The sequence below is a fragment of the Streptomyces sp. NPDC047315 genome, from assembly GCF_040643215.1.
Classification (GTDB): domain Bacteria; phylum Actinomycetota; class Actinomycetes; order Streptomycetales; family Streptomycetaceae; genus Streptomyces.
The window spans coordinates 39,367-59,772 of the sequence record NZ_JBEYTZ010000003.1 but is presented as its reverse complement, the minus strand read 5'-3'; the positions used below and the strand labels follow the sequence as shown (position 1 = coordinate 59,772).

The window sequence follows — 20,406 nt, the reverse complement described above, 5'->3', positions numbered from 1 at the left end:
CAGAGCCTCCGCCGGATCTCTCCGACGGAGGCTCTGAGCTGTTGTGGACCTGTGGGGATTTGAACCCCAGACCCCCTCGATGCGAACGAGGTGCGCTACCAGACTGCGCCACAGGCCCTTGCAACGAGTGAAACTCTAGCATCCCGATCGGGGTGCTCGGAAATCCGCTCCCGTGCTGGTCGGGGGGCGGCTTCGCCCCCCCCCGGAGTGGGGCGGGGCGATCACTCGTTGGCGGCGCGGGGGCGGTCCTCGTCGGCGTACTGGTCGAAGAGGGGGGTGCGGCCACGGTCGCGGGTCGTGCGGCGGGGCTGGGGCTGCTGGCGCGGCGGCGGGGTGTCGCCGCGGGGCGGGTCCGCGGCGGAGGAGCGGGCCGAGCTCCAGGTCTCCGGGTCGTTCATGTCGATGCCGCTCGTGGCGCGCGGGGCGACGGGGGCCGTCACGTACGTAGGCAGGGGGACGGGGACCGGGTCCCAGCTGTCGCCCGTCGCCGGGCCGCGGTCGCGCTGCTGGTCGACCCACTCCGCGTGGTCCGTCTGCTCGACGAGGGCGCGGCGGCCCGCCTCCTGGGGCGAGAGCGGCGCCGGCTCGGGCTCGGGGTGGGGCTCGGGCGCCTCACCGGGCTCGGCGGCGGGCGCCGGGGCCGGCGGGGCGGACCGGCGGCCGTGCCGGGAGTGCCGGGTCTCGCGCAGGCGCTGCGCCGCAGCCTCCGCGCGGCGCCGGTCCATGACGACGGCGAAGCGGCGGCGCTCCTGGGTGCGCAGGTAGCCGATGTACAGGCTGAGGAGCACCGCGGGGGCGGCCGGCGCCCACAGGAAGCCGACGCCGCCGACCGCGGCGACGACCGTGCCCGCCGTGAACGCCACGAAGAGCAGCACCGTCGTCCGGCGTCGCCGGGCCAGCACCTTGCTGCGCCGGGCGCGCTCGGCCGCCGCGCGGCTGGGCCGCGGCCGGGGGCGGCGGGGCTGCCGGGCGGGTTCGGGCGCTTGCGCCGGCGCCTGCGCCAGGTCCGGAGGGGTGGTCCGGACCTCGGTGCGGGGCGCGGCGAAGGCCCGGACGTCCACGGTGCTCAAGGGCTCCGTGGCGGCATCCGGGTGGACGTCGGACTCGGGCTGCTCCGGGGTGCGGTCCCGCAGCTCCTTGGCGTATCGGCGCTCCATCGCCCCGCGTCCGGACAGCAGCCGGATGGCGGTGGAGAAGCGTTCCGTCGGACGAGCCTCGTTTAGCTCGTCCTGCCTGCGGAGCCACATCGGCACCAAGTAGGCGGCCCAGGCCCCGACGATGACTGCGTAGATGAGGCCGCTGCTGCTCACGGTCACACCGTAGAGGGATTCTTGCAAGGGCATCCGCCAATTGGCCCGGTGTGTCGCACGATCCCGCTGATATGACGGGCTTTTCTTGCGATTGTTTGGATCATCACATCGTCAATGGCGGTAGTTTTCGAACACATATTTTATTTACCGGGTTCCTTGAGGGCCCTGCGGTGCCTGCGGTCGGGCCTGGTGCCAGCGGCGGAGCAGCCCCTCGGGCACTTCCTCGGCCGTCAGTGCGAACACGAGGTGGTCCCGCCAGGCGCCGTCGATGTGGAGATAGCGTGGACGGATCCCCTCTTCCCGGAATCCCAGTTTCTCCACCACCCGGCGGCTGGGTCCGTTCTCGGGGCGAATGCAGACTTCCATCCGGTGCAGCCCGACGGTGCGGAAGCAGTGGTCCGTGACCAGCGCCACGGCCGTCGGCATCACTCCGCGGCCGGCGACGTCCCGGTCCACCCAGTACCCCACGTGGCCCGAGCACATGGAGCCCCAGGTGATCCCGGCCACCGTCAACTGGCCCACCAGCCGCCCCCGGTACTCGATCACGAAGGGGAGCATGCGGCCCGCGTTCGCCTCGGCCCGCAGGTGGCGGACCATCTGTCGGTACGTCGGACGTTGCGCGGGCGGTGCGCCCGGCGCGGGCGGCGGGACCGTGGCCTCCCAGGGGCGCAGCCAGTCCCGGTTGCGCCGGTTGACCTCGCGCCAGTTGCGTTGGTCGCGCAGCCTTATCGGGCGGAGGACGACGTCGCCGTCCGCCAGTACGACCGGCCAGGGGGCGTTCAGTTCGGACTCCCGGAGGGTCTGGTCTCCCGGTGGTCGTCGGGGCCGGGCGGCGGCGCGGGGTGGTCACCGCCCCTGATCTGGTCGATCGCGTGCGGCAGCAGTCGCTCCAGCACCGCGAGACCGTCCCGTACGCCACCGGGGGAACCGGGAAGGTTCACGACCAGCGTACGGCCGGCGACGCCCGCCAGTCCCCGGGAGAGCGCCGCCGTCGGCACCTTCCCTGCGCCGAAGGCGCGGATCGCCTCGGGAATGCCCGGAACCTCGTAGTCCAGTACGGCGCGGGTCTCCTCGGGGGTGCGGTCCGTGGGCGAGAGGCCGGTGCCCCCGGTGGTGAGGACGACGTCGTACGCGGCGGCGACGGCCTCGCGCAGCGCCCGGCCGACCGGGGCACCGTCCGGCACCACCACCGGTCCGTCGACGGTGCAGCCCAGCGCGGTGAGGCCGGTGACGAGCAGGGGGCCGCCGCGGTCCTCGTACGTCCCGGCGGACGCCCGGTTGGACGCCGTGATCACCAGGGCGCGGACCTCCAGGCAGCGTCTGCGGCCCTCGGCGGCTCCCGAGAGGCGGTCGCCGGGGTGGGCGTGGCTGTGGACCTCGCCGCCGCGGCTCACGACCGGCTCCAGTCGCCGGACTTGCCGCCCGTCTTCTCCTCCACGCGCACGTCGGTGATCACCGCGGCCTTGTCGACCGCCTTCACCATGTCCACGACGGTCAGCGCGGCCACGGTCACGGCGGTGAGCGCCTCCATCTCGACGCCGGTGCGGTCGGTCGTGCGGACCGTGGCGGCGAGCTCCACGGCGTCGTCGGCGACCGTCAGGTCCACCGTCACCCCGGAGAGGGCCAGCGGGTGGCAGAGCGGGATCAGCTCGGGGGTGCGCTTGGCCCCCATGATCCCGGCGATCCGGGCGGTCGCGAGGGCGTCGCCCTTCGGCACGCCCTCGCCGCGCAGCAGCTCGACGACGCGCGGGGCGACGAGGACCCGGCCGCTGGCGCGGGCGGTGCGCGCCGTGACGTCCTTCCCGGAGACGTCGACCATGCGGGCCGCGCCCGCCGCGTCGAGGTGCGTCAGCCTGCTGCCGCCGTCAGTGCTCATTGGATGCTCATTCGGTCGTCGCCGCTCCCGGGCCTGGCAGGTCCGTACGGGCCACGGGCCTGCGTGCGCAGACACCGTACCGTCATGCGGAGACCGCACCGGCCAGCGGATGGCGCACCGGCCGACGCCGAACGCACCGACCGCGGAACGCACCGCCGGACCGACGGGCCGCACGCCGCCGGACCGACCGTCCACCCGTCAGCCCGCCCCTCGGGGCCGTACGGCCGCGGGCCCGTCATCCGAGGAGGATCACCTCCAGCTCCGCGCCCGGCCCGACCATGGTGTCCGTCTCCGGCACCACGATCAGGCAGTCGGCGTGCGCGAGGGCCGCGATCAGGTGGGAGCCGGTGCCGCCCACGGGCGTGACCGTGCCCGCGTCGCGGTCGTAGGTGCCCCGCAGGAACTGACGGCGCTCCGCCGGCGAGCGCAGTGCGGCGTCGGCCTTGAGAACGGCGCGCGCCCGGGGCCGGTGGACGTCCGCCATCCCCATGAGCGTGCGGATCGCGGGGCGTACGAACAGCTCGAAGGAGACGTACGAGGAGACGGGATTGCCGGGCAGGGCCAGCAGCGGGGTGTGGTCGGGGCCGACGGTGCCGAACCCCTGCGGTTTGCCGGGCTGCATCGCGAGCTTGCGGAAGTCCACGCCGCTGCCGGGCGTGACCTCGTCCTCCCCCGCGTCCGCCTCGCCGACCGCCGCCAGCGCCTCCTTGACGACGTCGTACGCCCCGACGCTGACGCCGCCCGTGGTGACCACCAGATCGGCGCGGATGAGCTGGTCCTCGATGGTGGCGCGCAGCACGTCCGCGTCGTCCGTGACCGCGCCGACCCGGTACGCCAGGGCTCCGGCGTCCCGCGCGGCGGCGGCCAACGCGAAGCTGTTCGAGTCGTAGATCTGGCCTTCGCCGAGGGCTTCGCCGGGCTGGACCAGCTCGCTGCCCGTGGACAGCACGACCACGCGCGGGCGCGGGCGGACCCGGACCGTGCCCCGACCGATGGCTGCGAGCAGGCCGATCTGCGGCGGGCCGAGCACGGTGCCGCGGGCGAGGGCCAGGTCACCGGCCTGGACGTCGCTGCCGCGGGAGCGCACGTGCGCGCCCGGCTCGACCGCGCGGTGCACGCGGACCTCGCCGCTGGCCCCCTCGGGGGCCTCGCCGGCCGGCAGCATCGTGGTGGCCGCGCCGCCGCCCGTGCCCCCGTCCGTCCACTCGACGGGGACGACGGCCTCGGCGCCCGGCGGCAGCGGGGCGCCGGTCATGATCCGCGCGGCCTGGCCGGGGCCGACGGTCGGCGGTGCGGCGCCGCCGGCCGCGACGTCCCCGATGACGGTGAGGACGCAGGGGAAATCCTCGCTGGCGCCGGCCGCGTCGGCGACCCGCACCGCGTACCCGTCCATCGAGCTGTTGTCGAAGGGCGGCAGGGCGACGGGGACTGTGACGTCCTCGACCAGGACGCAGCCCTGGGCGTCGGGGAGTTGCAGCTCGATCGGATCGAGCGGGCGCACGGCCGTGAGGACGTCCTCCAGGTGGTCGTCGACCGACCAGGTCCTGCTGCTCACTGCTGCATCTCCTCGGTCACGTAGTGGCGGAGCCAGTCGCGGAACTCCGGCCCCAGGTCTTCACGTTCGCACGCGAGTCTGACAATGGCCCGCAGGTAGTCCCCGCGGTCGCCGGTGTCGTACCGCCGGCCCTGGAAGACGACGCCGTGGACGGGGCCGCCGATCGACTCGTCGGCGGCGAGTTTCGCGATCGCGTCGGTGAGCTGGATCTCGCCGCCGCGGCCCGGCGCGGTCTCGCGGAGTATCGCGAAGACCGCGGGGTCCAGGACGTAGCGGCCGATGACGGCGAGGTTGCTCGGCGCCTCGGCCGGCTCGGGCTTCTCGACGAGTTCGGTGACCCGTACGACGTCGCCCTCGCCGGTGGGCACGACGGCGGCGCAGCCGTACTGGTGGATCTGGGCGGGCTCGACCTCCATGAGGGCGACGACGCTGCCGCCCTCGCGCTCCTGGATCTCGACCATGCGCGACAGCAGCGGGTCGCGCGGGTCGATCAGGTCGTCGCCGAGGAGGACGGCGAAGGGCTGGCTGCCGACGTGCGGGGCGGCACACAGCACGGCGTGGCCGAGGCCGCGCGGGTCGCCCTGGCGCACGTAGTGCATGGTGGCCAGGTCGCTGGACTCCTGGACCTTCTTCAGCCGCGGCTCGTCGCCCTTGCGGGAGAGCGCCTCCTCCAGCTCGTAGTTGCGGTCGAAGTGGTCCTCCAGGGGGCGCTTGTTGCGCCCTGTGATCATGAGTACGTCGGAGAGTCCGGCGGCGACCGCCTCTTCGACGACGTACTGGATCGCGGGTTTGTCGACGACAGGCAGCATCTCCTTGGGAGTGGCTTTGGTGGCAGGCAGGAAGCGCGTACCGAGGCCGGCGGCGGGGATGACCGCCTTGCTGATCCTGAGGTTCGACTGAGTCATGCTCGGCACAATATCCGGTGGATATGCGGAGGAGAGATGGTGCGAAGTCAGGGTGAAAGCAGGGGAAAGATGCGGAGGAAATCGGGAGAAGTCGTGCATTCCCTCGGGATTTCCCGGGTGGGGCGGCGGTGACGGCGGCGGCGGGCGACGAACGCCCCGAAGGCGCGGCGACGGGTCCGGACGGCTCGGCCGCCGGCGGCCGAGCCGCAAGCGGGCCGGGTGCCGCGAAGCGGTCCCTACGGCGTGACCTGCTGGATGCCCGCGCGCGACTGTCACCCGACGACGTCCGGCAGGCCGCCGAAGCCATCGCCCGGCAGGCCCTCTCCCTCCCCGAGCTCACCGGTGCCCGCACCCTCGCCGCGTACGTCTCCGTGGGGCGCGAACCTGGTACGCGCGCGCTCCTCGACGCGCTACGTGCCCGGGGCGTACGCGTACTGCTTCCGGTCCTGATGGCCGACGACGACCTGGACTGGGGTGCGTACGAGGGCGCCGAGCAGTTGGTGCGCGCCGGGCGCGGGCTGCTGGAGCCGGCGGGGCCGCGACTCGGGCCCGATGCCGTACGGGAGGCGGACGCCGTTCTGCTGCCCGGGCTGGCCGTGGACGCGCGCGGGATGCGTCTGGGGCGCGGCGGCGGCTCGTACGACCGGGTGCTCGCCCGGCTCGCGGACTCCGCGACGACGGCGGTGCCGCCGCTGGTGGTGCTGCTGTACGCGAACGAGGTGGTCGCGCACCTTCCTGAGGAGGCGCACGACCACCCCGTGCACGCGGTGGTCACCCCGGACGGCGTCCGGCGCTTCTGACTCTTCTGGTCGTTGCTGCCGGCCGTCAGACGCGCACAGGTCGCGTCTGACGGCCGGTGCTCAGCCCGTCGCCGGGGTGAGGGTGAGCGTGTCGACGGTGTTCTTCTGGACCGCTTCGGGGGTGAAGGACCATTCGAGCAGCTCGCCCTTGGCCCACTTGTCCGTCTGGTCGGTGTAGTGCGCGCTGTAGGCGTGTCCCGACGCGCCGGAGAGGTTGATCCAGCGCGACCGGTCCCAGTCGCCGACGTTCACGACCATCCGCATCGACGGCACCCACACCACGTCGTAGCCCGCCGCGGCGTTCCAGCCGGTGGCGTTCACGGTGGCCTCGCCGCCGGCGAGGTTCCACGGGCCGCGGTTGAGCAGGTACTTGACCACGCCGGGGCCCTCGGTGCCCAGGGTCTGGTTCTTCAGCGTCAGCTGGTGCAGTCGGCCCCAGCTCCAGCTGTCGATGTCCTTGCCCATCTCGGCCGTGAGCTCCCAGCGGGCGTCCTCCATGGCGCGGGCGAAGAGTTCGTCACGGGTGTCGGTCGCCTTGTCCGTACGACTGCGCGGCGACTGCCACCAGGGGTTGTCCTCGTCCTCCAGGATCGAGCGGACCACCTCGAACCAGCGGTCGCCGCCGTCCGGCTGCGCGGAGTCGGCGTCGCGCGTACCGCACTCCTCGACCGGCTCGATCTGGTCGGCCGGGGCGTTGCTGCCGGCCGGGCGGACGAAGAGGCAGTCGCCCTTGACGCGCAGCTCCTTGGGGAGCTTGTTGCCGAAGGCGAGCTTGAGGATGTTGCGCCACACGGAGTTGAAGTACGCGGCGGCTGCGGAGTCCGGCTCCTGGCTGTAGTCCCAGCCCTCCAGCAGCTTCTGGGCCTCGCGGACGTTCGGGTCGGAGATGTTGATCTTCATGAGGATCGGCGTCAGCAGCTTGGCGATCTCGCTCTTGTTGTCCGTCTGCATCGTGCGCATGTCCTCGGTGGAGATCTTCCCCCCGTCCTTGATCTTCTGCTCGATCATGTCGTTGATGCGCTGGCTGCGGGCGCCGTAGCCCCAGTCCACGGTGAGGTCGTGCTTGTACGAGTCGTCGATCACGGCCTGGTTGGCGGTGACGATGTAGCCGCGCTCGGGGTCCTCCTCGTACGGCATCTCCTCGAAGGGGATGTAGCCGTCCCACTTGTACGACGGGTCCCAACCGGGTGCGGGCTTGTCGCCCTTGCCCTCGGCGCGCACCGGGATCTTGCCGGGCGCCTGGTAGCCGATCTTGCCTTCGGCGTCCGCGTAGATCAGGTTCTGCGACGGCACCTCGAACTTGCGGGCGGCCTTGCGGAAGGAGTCGAAGTCGCCGGCGCGGTTCAGCTCGAAGACGGCGTCCATGGAGTTGCCGGGCTGCAGCGCGGTCCACTGGAGGGAGACGCCGTAGCCGGTGGCGCGGTCCGGGGCGGAGTTCGAGACCGGGGCCTGCTGGCCGACCTTTTCCAGCTCGGTGCTGCGGTCGGAGACGAGGGGGCCGCGATCGGTGGCGCGCACGGTGATCGTCTTGCTCTTGCCGCCCGCGACCTTGATGACTTCCTCGGTCACCTCCAGCGGCTTCTGCTTGCCGTCGTAGGTGTAGCTGTCGCCGGAGATCTTCTCCAGGTAGAGGTCGGTGACGTCGGCGCCCATGTTGGTCATGCCCCAGGCGATGTCCTGGTTGTGTCCAATGATCACGCCGGGCATGCCGGAGAAGGTGTAGCCGGCGGTGTCGAACGTGCAGGACTCGGACTTCTCGCGGCAGTGCAGGCCCATCTGGTACCAGAGCGAGGGGAGCTGCGGCGCGAGGTGCGGGTCGTTGGCGAGCAGGGGCTTCTCGGTGGTCGTGTGCTTGCCGGAGACGACCCAGGAGTTGGATCCGATGCCGCTGCCGTTCGGGCCGAGCAGGGCGGGGAGCGCGTCCAGGTTGTCGGAGAGGGAGGAGAGCTGCGTGTTCAGGCCCTCGATGGCGTCGGAGGAGTTGGTGCCGCCGGTGAAGCCCTCGTTGTTGGCGCTGCTGTTGGACGAGATGCCGTCGTTGTTGCTGCTGCCGTTGCTGCCGCTGTTGTTATTGCTGCCGTTATTGCTGTTGTTGCTGTTGCCGCCGTTGTTCCCGTTGCCGTTCCCGTTGCCGTTGTTCCCGTTGGAGCCGCTGTCATTGTCGCTGTCGCGGGAAGGCTCGGCCTTCAGGTCGAAGCGGTTGTCGGACTCGTCGACCGCACCCCGGTCGACGATCGGCCTGTTCCGTTCGTACGGGTACTCCGGGTACATCTGCTTGATCTGGTCCTGGGACAGCCGGCTGGTCATCAGTGAACGGTCGATCTCGTCCTGCATGTTGCCGCGCAGGTCCCACGCCATCGCCTTGAGCCAGGCCACCGAGTCCACCGGCGTCCACGGCTCGGGCTTGTAGTCGCCGTTCACGAACCCGAGAGCCACGTACTCGACCGAGAGCTCCTTGCCCGCCTTGTCCTTGAGGTACGCGTTGACGCCCGCCGCGTACGCGTCCAGGTACTTCTTCGTCTCGGCCGAGAGCTTCTCGTCGTACTCCTGCTGGGCGATCTTGCGCCAGCCCAGCGTGCGCAGGAACGCGTCCGTCTCGACCTGGTCCTTTCCGAACATCTCGGAGAGGCGGCCCGCGGTCATGTGCCGGCGTACGTCCATCTCCCAGAACCGGTCCTGCGCGTGGACGAAGCCCTGGGCGCGGAAGAGGTCCTCGTCGCTGTCGGCGTACAGCTGCGGGATGCCGTAGTCGTCCCGCTTCACCTCGACCTTGCCCTGGAGCCCGTCGATCTTTATCTCGCCGGTCGTCTGCGGGAAGGAGGCGCGGACCGCGTCGACGCCCCAGTAGCCGCCGTAGCCGACGCCCCCGAGGAGTGCCAGCACCAGGAGGATCACGATCAGACGACCGCGTCGCCCCTTCTTCTTCTTGGGGGAAGAGGCCGTTGTGTTGGAGGGCATCGCTGTCCTTCGAGGCGCAAGCTGGTCCTGGGGTGCTGGAGCAACCATAGGCGCAGCCGCGGCCTCGCCCCGACGCGGTATCCACAAGCACCCCACCAGAGCGTCACCTTGCGCCCCATTCACGGCAGTTGGCCACCCGGACCTCGAACTTCGACCCCGGCGTCAAGGAAACGTTAAAGATTAGGTAAGGTAACGAAGTGTCGCCGCCCGGAATCATCGTCCGGCACGTAGAGGCGCGAGGGGAAGGATCGGCCACTGACTGTCCACGACCTCAATGAGCTCCTGTTCAGCAGCGCGCTCGTGCTGTTGATCGCCGTCGCCGCGGTGCGCATCTCATCCCGCAGCGGGCTCCCCAGCCTGCTGCTGTACCTGGGCATCGGCGTCGCCATAGGCCAGGACGGCATCTTCAACGTCACGTTCAACAATGCCGAACTGACGCAAGTGATAGGTTATGCCGCTCTTGTGGTGATTTTGGCTGAAGGTGGCCTTGGCACCAAATGGCAGGAGATCAAACCCGCGTTGCCCATAGCGGTCGTGCTGTCCACGATCGGTGTCGCGGTCAGCGTGGGCGTCACGGCCACGGCTGCGCATTACTTGGTCGGGTTGGAGTGGCGACAGGCGCTGATCATCGGCGCCGTGGTCTCGTCGACGGACGCGGCGGCGGTCTTCTCCGTACTGCGCAGGGTCCCGCTCCCGTCCCGGGTCACCGGCGTCCTGGAAGCCGAGTCCGGCTTCAACGACGCCCCCGTCGTCATCCTCGTCGTCGCCTTCTCGACGGCCGGCCCGGTCGACGACTGGTACGTGCTCGTCGGGAAGATAGCGCTGGAGCTGGCCATCGGCGCGGGCATCGGTCTGGCCATCGGCTTCCTGGGCGCCTTCGGGCTGCGGCACGTGGCGCTGCCGGCCTCCGGTCTGTATCCGATCGCCGTGATGGCGATCGCGGTGATCGCGTACGCGACGGGCGCCATGGCCCACGGCAGCGGCTTCCTCGCGGTCTATCTGGCCGCGGTCGTGCTCGGGAACTCGAAGCTGCCGCACGCACCCGCCAGCCGCGGCTTCGCCGAGGGGCTGGGCTGGCTCGCCCAGATCGGGATGTTCGTCCTGCTGGGGCTGCTGGTGACCCCGCACGAGCTGGGCGACGACCTGGTGCCGGCGCTGGTGATCGGGCTGATACTGACGGTGGTCGCGCGTCCGCTGTCGGTCCTGGTGAGCCTGGTGCCCTTCTCGATCCCGGTACGGGAACAGGCCCTGCTGTCGTGGGCGGGGCTGCGCGGGGCGGTGCCGATCATCCTGGCCACGATCCCCATGGTGTCCGGAGTGGCCGACAGCACCCGGGTCTTCAACATCGTCTTCGTCCTGGTCGTCGTCTACACCCTGGTGCAGGGGCCGACGCTGCCGTGGCTGGCCAAGGCCCTGAAGCTGGGGCCGGGGGCACCGTCCGACCTGGGCATCGAGTCGGCGCCGCTGGAGCGGCTGCGCGGGCACCTGCTCTCCGTGTCGATCCCGGGCGAGTCCAAGATGCACGGGGTGGAGGTCGCGGAGCTGCGGCTGCCGGCCGGGGCGGCGGTCACCCTCGTCGTACGGGACGGGAAGAGCTTCGTACCGCTGCCGTCGACCGTGCTCAGGCGCGGGGACGAACTGCTGGTCGTGGCGACCGACCCGGTGCGGGACGCGGCCGAGCGACGGCTGAGGGCCGTGGGGCAGGGCGGCAAGCTGGCGGGGTGGCTGGGCACGGCAAGCTGAGGCGGGGGCGGCGCGCGGCGTTCGAGACAGGTGGCGCGTCGCACGGGCGGGCGTACGCGACAGGCGGCGCGGCTCGCTTGTCGGCCGGCCGGCTCGCCTGCCTACCGGCCGGCCTGCCGGCTGGCTGGCTGGCCGGTGGCGTCCGGTTTGGCCGGTTACCATGGCCACACCTGATCGACCACCTCTGCCTGATGCAGAGCTGGCGCGACCGCATGGCGGCCGAGGAGTCCTCGCAGTGGGCCCCGGTATCTACCGCAGTTCCGCGCGAGTGGACAGCTCTCAGCCGGTTCCCGCACCCCGGGGACCCGCTACCAGGCGGCAGAAAGGCACGGACCGTGGACTCCGCGGTCACCCCGAACCCCGACGGCGCCCCCGAGGCCCCGCGGGGACGCCCCGAGGGGCCTGAGAAGTCGGCGCAGCCGGCCCGCCCCGGATACGGGCAACTGCTGCGCACCCCCGGCGCATGGACCTTCCTGCTCCCCGGCTTCGCCGCCCGGCAGCCGTTCGCGATGCTGACCATCGGCATCGTGCTGCTCGTCGAGCACACCACCGGTTCGTACGGCAGCGCGGGCGCGGTCGCGGCCGTCACCGGCGTCTCCATGGCCCTGTTCGCGCCGCAGAGCGGCAAGCTCGCCGACCGCTTCGGACAGCGCGCAGTACTGCTGCCGGGGGTCGTGGTGCACACGGCCTCGGTCGCCGGTCTGACCGCGCTCGCGCTGACCGGGGCGCCCCTGTGGGCGCTGTTCGCGGCGGCCGTGCCGACGGGTGCGTCCGTACCTCAGATAGGTCCGATGGTGCGGGCCCGGTGGGCGGCGCAGCTCGACGGCTCGCCCCTGATGTCGACGGCCGCGGCCTTCGAGTCCGTGACGGACGAGTTCACGTTCGTGGTGGGCCCGGTGCTCGCGACCGCGCTGAGCACCGGCGTGCACCCGGCGGCCGGTCTGATCGCCGAGGGCGCGCTGACGCTCGTGGGCGGTCTGCTCTTCGCCGCGCAGTACCGCACCCAGCCGCCCGTCCTGCGGGGCGGCGGCGGAACTATAGGGCACGGCGAAGGCTCCGCCGCAGGTCACAAGCGTGCTTCCGCCCTCTCCGTACCTGGTGTGCGGGTGCTCGCGGTGGCCTTCTTGGGCATCGGTTCCGTCTTCGGCGGCATGCAGGTCTCCGTGACCGCCTTCAGCGAGGAGATCGGCAACCCGGGCGTCAACGGCGTCCTGTACGGGACCTTCGCGGCGGGCAACATGCTGGCCGGCATCGCGTGCGGCGCCATCGCCTGGAAGAACGGCCCGCTGCGGCGGGTCATCGTCGGATACGTCGGGCTGACGCTGACGGCGTCGCTGCTGTGGACCGCGCACTCCGTGGTGCTGCTCGGCGCGCTCGGGCTGCTGGTCGGCCTGTGCATCGCGCCCGCGCTGATCGGCGGCTACACCCTGGTGGAGGCGCTGGTGCCGGCTTCGGCGCGGACGGAGGCGTTCACCTGGCTGACGGGCGCCGTGGCGCTGGGGCAGGCCCTCGCGGTCACCGCGGCGGGGCAGCTTGCGGATGCGCGCGGGGCGAGCGCCGGATTCCTGGTGCCGCTGGTGGGGACCGCGTTTGCGCTGGTCACGCTGGTTTCGCTGAGGTCGCGGCTGACGCCGTCGGCCGAGGGACGGATAGCGGCGCGGGGCGCGCACGGAGCGCGTGGGAAGAATCACCGCCCACAGGTGCCGGTGGACTGATCCGTTGGAATAGGTCACTATAGACCGTCGTTAGCACTCATCGAGTGAGAGTGCCAGGAGGAAGACACGTGCCGACCTACCAGTACCAGTGCACCGAATGCGGCGAGGGCCTTGAGGCGGTGCAGAAGTTCACGGACGACGCCCTGACCGTGTGCCCCAGCTGCGACGGACGCCTGAAGAAGGTGTTCTCCGCGGTCGGCATCGTCTTCAAGGGCTCGGGCTTCTACCGGAACGACAGCCGCGGCTCGTCTTCCAGCAGCTCGCCGGCTTCGTCTTCCGCTTCCTCGTCGAAGGGCTCCGAGAAGGCGGCTTCGGGCTCGTCTTCCGACTCCGGGTCGGGCTCTGGTTCGAGTTCCGGTTCCGGTTCGGACAAGGCTTCGGCGGGGACGTCCTCGTCGACGTCGAGCGCCAGCACTTCCGCGGCCTGAGCGAACCACGTTCTTCGGCTTTTCGGCTCTTCGGCAGTCTCGTCCACACGTCCTCGTCGGTCTTGTACGGCGGGGATGTTGGCGTGTCCGGGCTCGGGCCTGGCTCTGGGGGTCTCCTGCGGCCCGGCGGCCGTCGATAGTGTGACCGCCATGGCGAATGCGAACGCAGAGATCGGCGTGATCGGCGGCTCGGGGCTCTACTCCTTCCTTGAGGACGTCACCGAGGTCCAGGTGGACACGCCCTACGGCAGCCCCAGCGACTCCCTCTTCCTCGGCGAGGTCTCGGGCCGGAAGGTCGCCTTCCTCCCCCGTCACGGACGCACCCACAGCGTCCCCCCGCACGGGATCAACTACCGCGCCAACCTGTGGGCACTGCGCTCGGCAGGCGTACGACAGGTACTGGCGCCGTGCGCCGTGGGCGGCCTCCGGCCGGAGTACGGGCCGGGGACGCTGGTCGTGCCGGACCAGCTCGTGGACCGTACGAAGGGACGGGCCGAGACCTACTTCGACGGGGTGGCCCGCGCGGACGGAGTCGTTCCGAACGTCGTGCACACCACCTTCGCCGACCCCTACTGCCCTGCGGGGCGCGCCGTGGCGATCAAGGCGGCGCGGGGGCGGGAGTGGGAGCCGGTGGACGGGGGGACGCTGGTCGTCATAGCGGGGCCGCGGTTCTCCACCCGGGCGGAGTCGCAGTGGTACGCGGCGGCGGGCGGGGCGATCGTGGGCATGACCGGACACCCGGAAGCGATCCTCGCCCGTGAACTGGGGCTGTGCTACACCGCGCTGGCGCTGGTCACGGACTTGGACGCGGGCGCGGAGACCGGCGAGGGCGTCTCGCACACCGAAGTGATGCGGGTCTTCGGCGAGAACGTGGGCCGGCTGCGGACGGTCCTCTTCGACGCCGTGGGGGCGCTGCCGGCGACCGGTGAGCGGGACTGCCTGTGCACGCAGGCGCACGAGGGCTGGGACCTGGGATTCGAACTTCCCTGACCGGGACGGTTGCCGTTACCCGTGTGAGTGAGGGAGTTGTCCACAAGTGAGTGGTTGTCCACAGCCGTCAGCGGGATTCTGACGACGGGTGGATCGTGAGGTCATGCGGTGCGGTCGCGAAGGCGGCCGGGGCGCAACAGCTCTCACGATCCACACGGCAGGCGGTGCATGACGATGACGACCTTCCCTCCCTCCTCTCCCTCCGCGGGTGCCCCCGGCTCCGGACGCCCCGGCGCTGCGGATTCGCTGCGTACGCCCCCGCGGGGCGCGGGACCTGGCACAGGTACGAACTCAGGCACAGGCACGGGTTGGGGTTCGAGTTCAGGTTCGAGCCCTGGCTCGACGGGGGTGAGCCCGCCCTTCTCCACGACTCCGGGGCTACCGCCCTCTCCCGTGCCCGAGCCGCGGAGCGTTCCGCCCTTCCCGCCGTTGCGCGTGCGGGGCGGTGCGCACCGGCTGCGCAGGGCGCTGAGGAGGCGACGGCGCGCGGTGGCCGCCGGGCTCACGGTGGTGGCCGCTGCCGTCGCCGCCTCCGGAGCCCGTGGGTCGACTGGTTCGACGGCGTCCGACGGTGCGTCGCCGGCCGCGGCGCGGGGTGCGCCCCGGGCCGCCGAAGAGCCCGGGCCCGCGGTGCGCCTGGTGTCCGCTCCGGTGCGGATCGCGGATGCGGAGACGGTGCGGTTGTTGCGGCCGGGCGACCGGGTCGATGTGATCGCTGCGCCTTCGCCCACCAGCTCGGGTGGCTCCGCCGAGGCGGCGCCGGAAGCCCGGGTGGTGGCGGCCGGGGTGCGGGTGGAGTCCGTGCCGGCGCGCGGCCCGCGCGAGCCCGGCGCATCCGCTGCGGACGGCGCGGGAGTCGAGGTCGAGGAGGCCGGCGGCGATCCGGCGGGCGGGGCGCTCGTGGTGCTGTCCGTGCCCCGGGCCACGGCCGCCGAGCTGGCCGGAGCTGCGGCCGATTCCCGTTTGGTGGTGGCGGTGTGCTGAGCCCTCGCCCCACCCCCACTCGTACTGGCGTACCGCCGTTGCGCCTCGCCCCCGCCCTTGATTGGACAGCGCCTCCACCGCGTGCCGTAGGTTGCGGAGCGTTTGACTCCGCATTCCGCATTCATGAAGAAGGGCTCAGCGGTGACCGAGAAGAAAGTCAGCCTTCTGGACGGCTTCAAGGCGTTCCTGATGCGTGGGAACGTGATCGACCTGGCGGTGGCCGTCGTCATCGGCGCGGCGTTCACCCAGGTCGTGAACTCCGTGGTGAAGGGCATCATCAACCCGGTCGTCGGCGCCTTCGGCACCCAGGACCTCGATGCCTACAGCACCTGCATCAAGGGCACCTGCAAGGTGGTGAACGGAGAGGTCCAGGGCATCAAGATCCTCTGGGGCTCCGTCCTGGGGGCGACGCTGAGCTTCCTCATCACCGCCGCCGTCGTCTACTTCCTCATGGTGCTGCCCATGGCGAAGTACCTGGCCCGCAAGGCGGAGCGGGATGCGGCGAAGGAAGGGACGAAGGAGGTCGTCGAGCTGTCGGAGCTGGAGGTCCTGAAGGAGATCCGGGACGCCCTGGTGGCCCAGTCGCGCGGCGGTGGTGCGCCGGGCGGGACCGCGGGCGGCCAGCCTTCCGACCGACCGTAACGGCAGTCGGTGCTCAGAGGTGGTGGGGCGGCTTCTCGTCGAGGAAGCGCGCGAGGTCGTCCGCGCTGCTCGTGCTCGCAGGAGGCCGCTCACCCCACCCTCGGTCCGTATCGTCCGAGGACTGCCGGTCCAGCGGATCGTCGAAGTCCAGGCCCGGCTTGGGGTTCTGCTGCCGGGGCTGCTTCGCATCGCGCGGTCCGGGGGCGGGGGCGGTGCTCATACCTCCAGGGTACGGCGCACCGGAGCCCGCGGCGCTACCCGTCCGACCGGCCGGGCCCAGCGCCTTCGCGCCGCCCCGGGAGTCATCGGTCCTTGGGGTCGAGCAGCCAGAGCACGAGGACGACGAGGAACGACAGACAGAGGAAGCCCGCACCCCACCAGGCCGTGCCGGTGTTGCCCTGCATCCAAGCGTTGACGATCACCGTCAGCCCCCAGAGCTGACCGACGACCACGGTCATGGCCAGCACCAGCCTGGCCGTGAGGACGGCCGATCGCTCCGGCTGCTGCTCGCCCCCGGCGCCCGGGCCCGGGCCGGTGTGGCTGATCCGGGGGTCTCCCCAGCCGCTGGTCGGCCGGATCTGGGGATAGCGTTCGCGGACGGGCCGGTTCAGCCTCGGGTCGGCGCTACCGGGCCGATAGGGCGGCGGAGGCGGATACGGCGGCGGCTGGCTCGCGTCCGGGGGCCCGATGCGTTCGGGCCCGGGGTTCGGCGGCTGCGGTGAGTCGGTCATGCCTGGCCTTTCGGGAGCTCCGCGCCGGGACAGCCGAGTTCGATGGCCCGCTCGGGCGCGACGTCGGCGAACTGTCGGCACCAGGCGTCCTTGTCGCTCTCTCCGGAGCGGGTGGTCGCCAGCGCCCAGATGCTGCCGTCGAGGTCTTCGGTGATGATCACCCGCGGCAGGGGGCGCGGTGGCGGGCCGGCCGTGACCTCTCCGGTGCGGACGTCGAAGACCCCTTCGTGGCAGGGGCAGAGCAGTTCGCCGAGTTGGCCGCGGTCGGCGCGGTAGAGCACTGCGCAGGCCAGGTGGGTGCAGACCGCCGAGTAGCCGACGAGGCTGCCGTCCACGAGCCGTACGGCCAAGGCGCGGTCCTCGTCGCCGGGGTAGCGGAAGGCGATGGATTCACCGGCGCCGAGTCGGTCGGCGATCTTCTTGGGCTCGGGCACTCCCTGGGAGTCGTTGTGGCGGTGCAGGATGCCGGCGGCGACGCCGAGGCCGCCGACGGCGAGGCCGCCGGAGACGGTGGTGACAATGCGCAGGTAGTCGCGCCGGGTGGTGAGGGAGTCCGCGGAGATCCGGTCGTACAGGGCCTCGCGCGACCCGTCGCCCGAGGGCGGCTCCGCAGGCCCGGAAGGGCCCGAAGGGTCCCCGGAGGGGCCCGGTGGGTCGGTGGGTCCGGACGGTCCGGAGGGGCCCTGGGGGTCGGACGGACCGTTGGGGCCGTGCGGGTCCGAGGGGTCGGCCGGCGGAGGTGCGGTGAGGCTCATCCGGCATCCGCCTCCCTCGTCTCCCGCGGCCCGGTGTCCCCGGGGCGGCCCGTGTCCGCTGCGGCGCCCGCGCCGGCGACGGCCACGCCGTTGACCTCGATGACGGGCAGCCCTCCGGGGACGGGCCACTGCATCTTGTCCGCCGGGACGACCATCGCGACGCCGGTCCTGACCGTGGTCCGGCCGAAGGTGAACGAGTCGGCGACCTGCACTCCGGGGCGCTCGGCCCGCAGTTCGTCGACGGTGCCGTAGAAGAGGGCCCCGGTGGGGCAGACCGTGGCGCACATCGGGGCGAGGCCGACCGAGGTGCGGTCGTAACAGAGGTTGCACTTCATCTGGAGCTTGGCCGCGAGGTCGATCTTCGGTACGCCGAAGGGGCAGGCGTTGACGCAGTTGGCGCAGCCGATGCAGCGGGTGGTGTCGGCCTGCTGCACCACGCCGTCGGCGGTGACGAGGATCGCGTCGGCCGGGCAGACCTCTGCGCAGGGCGCGACCGGGTCCTCGCAGTGCATGCAGACCGTGGGAAGGGAGGCGACGGAATGGCCCTCGTCGGGGTAATCGAGATGGATCATGGACTGGCCGCGGTGGGAGTCGCACTCGCGGCAGGCGGAGACGCACGCCTGGCAGCCGATGCAGCGGCCGGGGTCGATGAAGATCGTTCTGCCCATCATGGTGGGGCCTCAGCTCCTCTCGCCGGTGCCCCGCCCCTGGGGTGCCGAGGGAGGCAGGGGGTCGGTCCGGGCGGCCTGGACCTCCGGGTACGCGCGGTGGCCCGGGGCGGTGGGCGGCTCGGGGACGTCGTCCACGCGTTCGGCCCGCTCGATGCGGCAGGCACAGACCTTGTACTCGGGAATCTTGGATCGGGGGTCGAGGGCGTCGACGGTGAGCGCGTTGGCGGCCGTGGGCACGGGCCAGTGGTAGGGGATGAAGACGGTGTCGGGGCGGATCGCCTCGGTGACCAGGGCGGGGAAGACCTCGCTGCCGCGCCGGGTGACCACCCGCACGGGGTCGCCGGAGCGGAAGCCGTGCGCGGGGTGGACCTCCACCCAGGGCCGCGGAGTCTGCTCGACCAGGGCGCCGAGCCTGCGGGTCTGGTTGCCGGAGAGGAAGTGGGCGACGGTCCGGCCGGTGGTGAGCGACATCGGGTGGTCGTCGTCGTAGGGGTCGGCGGGCGGGTGCCAGCCGACGGCCTGGAGGTGGATCAGCCCGTCCGCGTGGTGGGTCCGCCCGTCCTCGAAGAGCCGCGGGGTGCCCGGGTGGTCGGTCGCCGGGCAGGGCCAGACGATGCCGCCCGTCTCCTCCAGCCGCTCGTAGGTGATGCCGTAGTAGTCGTTGACGGTCCCGGCGGAGGCGATGCGCAGTTCGTCGAAGACGTCGCGCGACCCCCGGTAGGGGAACTTGTCGCCCGCGCCGAGGCGTTCGGCGAGCCGGCACATGACCCAGGTGTCGGTGCGCACGCCCTCGGGCGGCTCCTGGGCCTTGTTGTGCTTGACGACGCGGGCTTCGGCGTTGGCCATCACGCCCTCGTCCTCGGCCCAGGTGGTGACGGGGAAGACGACGTGGGCGTTGGCCGCCGTCTCGGAGAGGAAGAAGTCGAACTGGGCGTGGAATTCGAGGGCGTCGTAGCCGTCCTTGACGACCCGGTAGTTGGGGAGGGAGACGAAGGGGTTGTTGCAGACGCCGATCAGACCGCGGATCTCAGCGCGCTGCATCTGCCAGACCATCTCCATCATGGAGGTCCCGGCGCGCGGCAGTTCGACGGGGTCGATGCCCCAGATCTCGCAGATCTGACGGCGGTGCTCCTCGTCGTTGATGGAGCGACCTCCAGGCAGCAGGTCGGATTTCTGGCCGTGTTCCCGGCCGCCCTGCCCGTTGCCCTGGCCGGTCAGGGTGCCGTATCCGGCACCGGGGCGGCCGAGGTTGCCGGTGGCGACGCAGAGGTTGATGACGGAGAGGCAGTTCTCCACCCCTTGCGAGTGGTGCTCGATGCCGCGGGCGTGCCAGGCCATGGCGTTGTCCGCGGTGCCGAAGATCCGGGCGACCTGCACGATCTGCTCGACGGGCACGCCGCAGATCTCGGCTGCCCGCCCGGGCGGGAACTCGGCGGCCTGCGCCCTGACCTCGGGCCAGCCGGTGGTGTGCGCGGCGAGGTACGCCTCGTCGGTGAGCCCTTCGTCGACGATGACGTTGAGGACGGCGTTGAAGAAGGCGGCGTCCGTGCCGGGTTTCAGGGCGACGTGGACGTCGGCGGTCCGGGCCACGGCCGTCTCGCGGGGGTCGACGACGATCAGGCTCGCGCCGCGGTCCCTGGCCCCCCACACGTACTGGGTCAGCACGGGGAAGCACTCCCCCACGTTGGCCCCGGCGAGCAGCAGGCAGTCGGTGAGGAGGATGTCGGAGAAGGGGTTGCCGGCGCGGTCGATCCCGAAGGCGAGCTTGTTCGCCCCTGCGGCGGAGACCATGCACAGGCGGCCGTTGTAGTCGACGTGTCGGGTGCCGAGGGCGACCCGGGCGAACTTCCCCACGAGGTAGGTCTTCTCGGTGAAGAGGCTCGCGCCGCCGAGGAAGCCGAAGGCGTCCTTGCCGTGGGCGCCCTGGATGCGATGGATCTCGGCGGCGGTGAAGTCCAGCGCCTCGTCCCAGGAGACCTCCCGGAAGGGGGCGTCGCGGGAGTGGCGCAGCAGCGGGGCGGTCAGCCGGTCCGGATGGTTGACCTGCTGATACGCATTGATGCCCTTGGGGCAGAGCCGCATCCGGTTGATGTCGTGGTTGCGGGGTTCGACGCCGAAGACCTTGCCGGCGCGGTCGACCCGGAGGTACATCCCGCACTGCACCCCGCAGAAGCAGCAGTGGGTGGGGACGAGCGTCTCGCCATGCTGGTCGGCGCGCCAGCGGTCGGCGGGGATGCCTCCGGCGTCCCGGAAGCTGCGGGTGCCGGGCGGGGCGATCGCGTTGTCGAAGGGAACGGGCACGGGTCCAGGCCCGGCCGCGGGTTCGGACCCGGGGCCAGCCGC

At 71.7% G+C, this 20,406-nt stretch carries 18 protein-coding genes, 1 tRNA gene and 1 pseudogene; 7 read left to right on the top strand and 13 right to left on the bottom strand.

What is annotated here, in order from left to right; all coding sequences use genetic code 11:
• Positions 1 to 44 precede the first annotated feature (44 nt).
• The 7 genes from ABZ842_RS03880 to galU form a co-directional block, all read right to left on the bottom strand.
• Positions 45 to 118: transfer RNA gene (locus ABZ842_RS03880), tRNA-Ala, on the bottom strand.
• Positions 119 to 221: 103 nt separating this feature from the next.
• The gene (gene glpR, locus ABZ842_RS03875; RefSeq protein WP_361531102.1) at positions 222 to 1,310 is read right to left on the bottom strand and encodes a gephyrin-like molybdotransferase receptor GlpR; all 1,089 of its coding nucleotides are present in this window, start codon (positions 1,308 to 1,310) and stop codon (positions 222 to 224) included.
• A gap of 144 nt (positions 1,311 to 1,454) precedes the next feature.
• The gene (locus ABZ842_RS03870; RefSeq protein ID WP_361531802.1) at positions 1,455 to 2,093 is read right to left on the bottom strand and encodes a GNAT family protein; all 639 of its coding nucleotides are present in this window, start codon (positions 2,091 to 2,093) and stop codon (positions 1,455 to 1,457) included.
• Positions 2,090 to 2,623, bottom strand: a complete 534-nt coding sequence (locus tag ABZ842_RS03865) for a MogA/MoaB family molybdenum cofactor biosynthesis protein (RefSeq protein WP_361531799.1) — start codon at positions 2,621 to 2,623, stop codon at positions 2,090 to 2,092. The genes ABZ842_RS03870 and ABZ842_RS03865 overlap by 4 nt, the downstream gene beginning before the upstream one ends.
• A gap of 77 nt (positions 2,624 to 2,700) precedes the next feature.
• Positions 2,701 to 3,186, bottom strand: a complete 486-nt coding sequence (gene moaC / locus ABZ842_RS03860) for a cyclic pyranopterin monophosphate synthase MoaC (RefSeq protein ID WP_361531099.1) — start codon at positions 3,184 to 3,186, stop codon at positions 2,701 to 2,703.
• A 235-nt stretch (positions 3,187 to 3,421) separates the two neighbouring features.
• A complete protein-coding gene (glp, locus tag ABZ842_RS03855; protein WP_361531096.1) occupies positions 3,422 to 4,741 on the bottom strand; it encodes a gephyrin-like molybdotransferase Glp in 1,320 nt (439 codons plus the stop codon).
• Complete coding sequence (gene galU, locus ABZ842_RS03850; protein ID WP_361531093.1) at positions 4,738 to 5,646, bottom strand: UTP--glucose-1-phosphate uridylyltransferase GalU; 909 nt, start codon at positions 5,644 to 5,646, stop codon at positions 4,738 to 4,740. Before galU ends, glp begins: the two co-directional genes overlap by 4 nt.
• A gap of 128 nt (positions 5,647 to 5,774) precedes the next feature.
• Here galU and ABZ842_RS03845 point away from each other — a divergent pair, with 128 nt between their 5' ends.
• Positions 5,775 to 6,446 (top strand): 5-formyltetrahydrofolate cyclo-ligase, encoded by a 672-nt coding sequence (locus tag ABZ842_RS03845; RefSeq protein WP_361531090.1) that lies wholly within the window; start codon positions 5,775 to 5,777, stop codon positions 6,444 to 6,446.
• Between the two features lie 60 nt (positions 6,447 to 6,506).
• On the opposite strand, the gene ABZ842_RS03840 is transcribed toward ABZ842_RS03845, so the two are convergent.
• Positions 6,507 to 9,404: a penicillin acylase family protein gene (locus ABZ842_RS03840; RefSeq protein ID WP_361531087.1), complete on the bottom strand. Its 2,898-nt coding sequence runs from the start codon at positions 9,402 to 9,404 to the stop codon at positions 6,507 to 6,509.
• A gap of 255 nt (positions 9,405 to 9,659) precedes the next feature.
• Between ABZ842_RS03840 and ABZ842_RS03835 the strand changes: the two genes are divergently transcribed.
• The 6 genes from ABZ842_RS03835 to mscL all read left to right on the top strand — a co-directional run bounded on the left by ABZ842_RS03835 (position 9,660) and on the right by mscL (position 15,906).
• A complete protein-coding gene (locus ABZ842_RS03835; protein ID WP_361531796.1) occupies positions 9,660 to 11,147 on the top strand; it encodes a potassium/proton antiporter in 1,488 nt (495 codons plus the stop codon).
• 443 nt (positions 11,148 to 11,590) lie between these two features.
• Positions 11,591 to 12,862, top strand: a complete 1,272-nt coding sequence (locus tag ABZ842_RS03830; protein WP_361531793.1) for an MFS transporter — start codon at positions 11,591 to 11,593, stop codon at positions 12,860 to 12,862.
• Positions 12,863 to 12,930: 68 nt separating this feature from the next.
• Positions 12,931 to 13,290, top strand: coding sequence for an FmdB family zinc ribbon protein (locus ABZ842_RS03825; RefSeq protein WP_361531080.1), 360 nt, complete (start codon positions 12,931 to 12,933; stop codon positions 13,288 to 13,290).
• Between the two features lie 150 nt (positions 13,291 to 13,440).
• Entirely contained in the window at positions 13,441 to 14,280 is an 840-nt protein-coding gene (locus ABZ842_RS03820) for an S-methyl-5'-thioadenosine phosphorylase (protein WP_361531077.1), read from the top strand.
• Positions 14,281 to 14,673: 393 nt separating this feature from the next.
• A complete protein-coding gene (locus tag ABZ842_RS03815) occupies positions 14,674 to 15,264 on the top strand; it encodes an RcpC/CpaB family pilus assembly protein (protein ID WP_361531074.1) in 591 nt (196 codons plus the stop codon).
• A 141-nt stretch (positions 15,265 to 15,405) separates the two neighbouring features.
• A complete protein-coding gene (mscL, locus tag ABZ842_RS03810) occupies positions 15,406 to 15,906 on the top strand; it encodes a large conductance mechanosensitive channel protein MscL (RefSeq protein WP_361531071.1) in 501 nt (166 codons plus the stop codon).
• A 13-nt stretch (positions 15,907 to 15,919) separates the two neighbouring features.
• On the opposite strand, the gene ABZ842_RS03805 is transcribed toward mscL, so the two are convergent.
• The 5 genes and pseudogenes from ABZ842_RS03805 to ABZ842_RS03785 form a co-directional block, all read right to left on the bottom strand.
• Entirely contained in the window at positions 15,920 to 16,126 is a 207-nt protein-coding gene (locus tag ABZ842_RS03805) for a hypothetical protein (RefSeq protein WP_361531068.1), read from the bottom strand.
• A gap of 82 nt (positions 16,127 to 16,208) precedes the next feature.
• Positions 16,209 to 16,637 (bottom strand): hypothetical protein, encoded by a 429-nt coding sequence (locus ABZ842_RS03800; RefSeq protein ID WP_361531065.1) that lies wholly within the window; start codon positions 16,635 to 16,637, stop codon positions 16,209 to 16,211.
• Positions 16,634 to 17,392 (bottom strand): Rieske 2Fe-2S domain-containing protein, encoded by a 759-nt coding sequence (locus tag ABZ842_RS03795; RefSeq protein ID WP_361531062.1) that lies wholly within the window; start codon positions 17,390 to 17,392, stop codon positions 16,634 to 16,636. The genes ABZ842_RS03800 and ABZ842_RS03795 overlap by 4 nt, the downstream gene beginning before the upstream one ends.
• A gap of 86 nt (positions 17,393 to 17,478) precedes the next feature.
• Positions 17,479 to 18,063: pseudogene (locus ABZ842_RS03790) on the bottom strand (4Fe-4S dicluster domain-containing protein); the annotation flags it as partial.
• A 9-nt stretch (positions 18,064 to 18,072) separates the two neighbouring features.
• On the bottom strand, positions 18,073 to 20,364 hold the full coding sequence (locus ABZ842_RS03785; protein WP_361531059.1) for a molybdopterin oxidoreductase family protein: 2,292 nt from the start codon (positions 20,362 to 20,364) through the stop codon (positions 18,073 to 18,075).
• Positions 20,365 to 20,406: the final 42 nt, after the last annotated feature.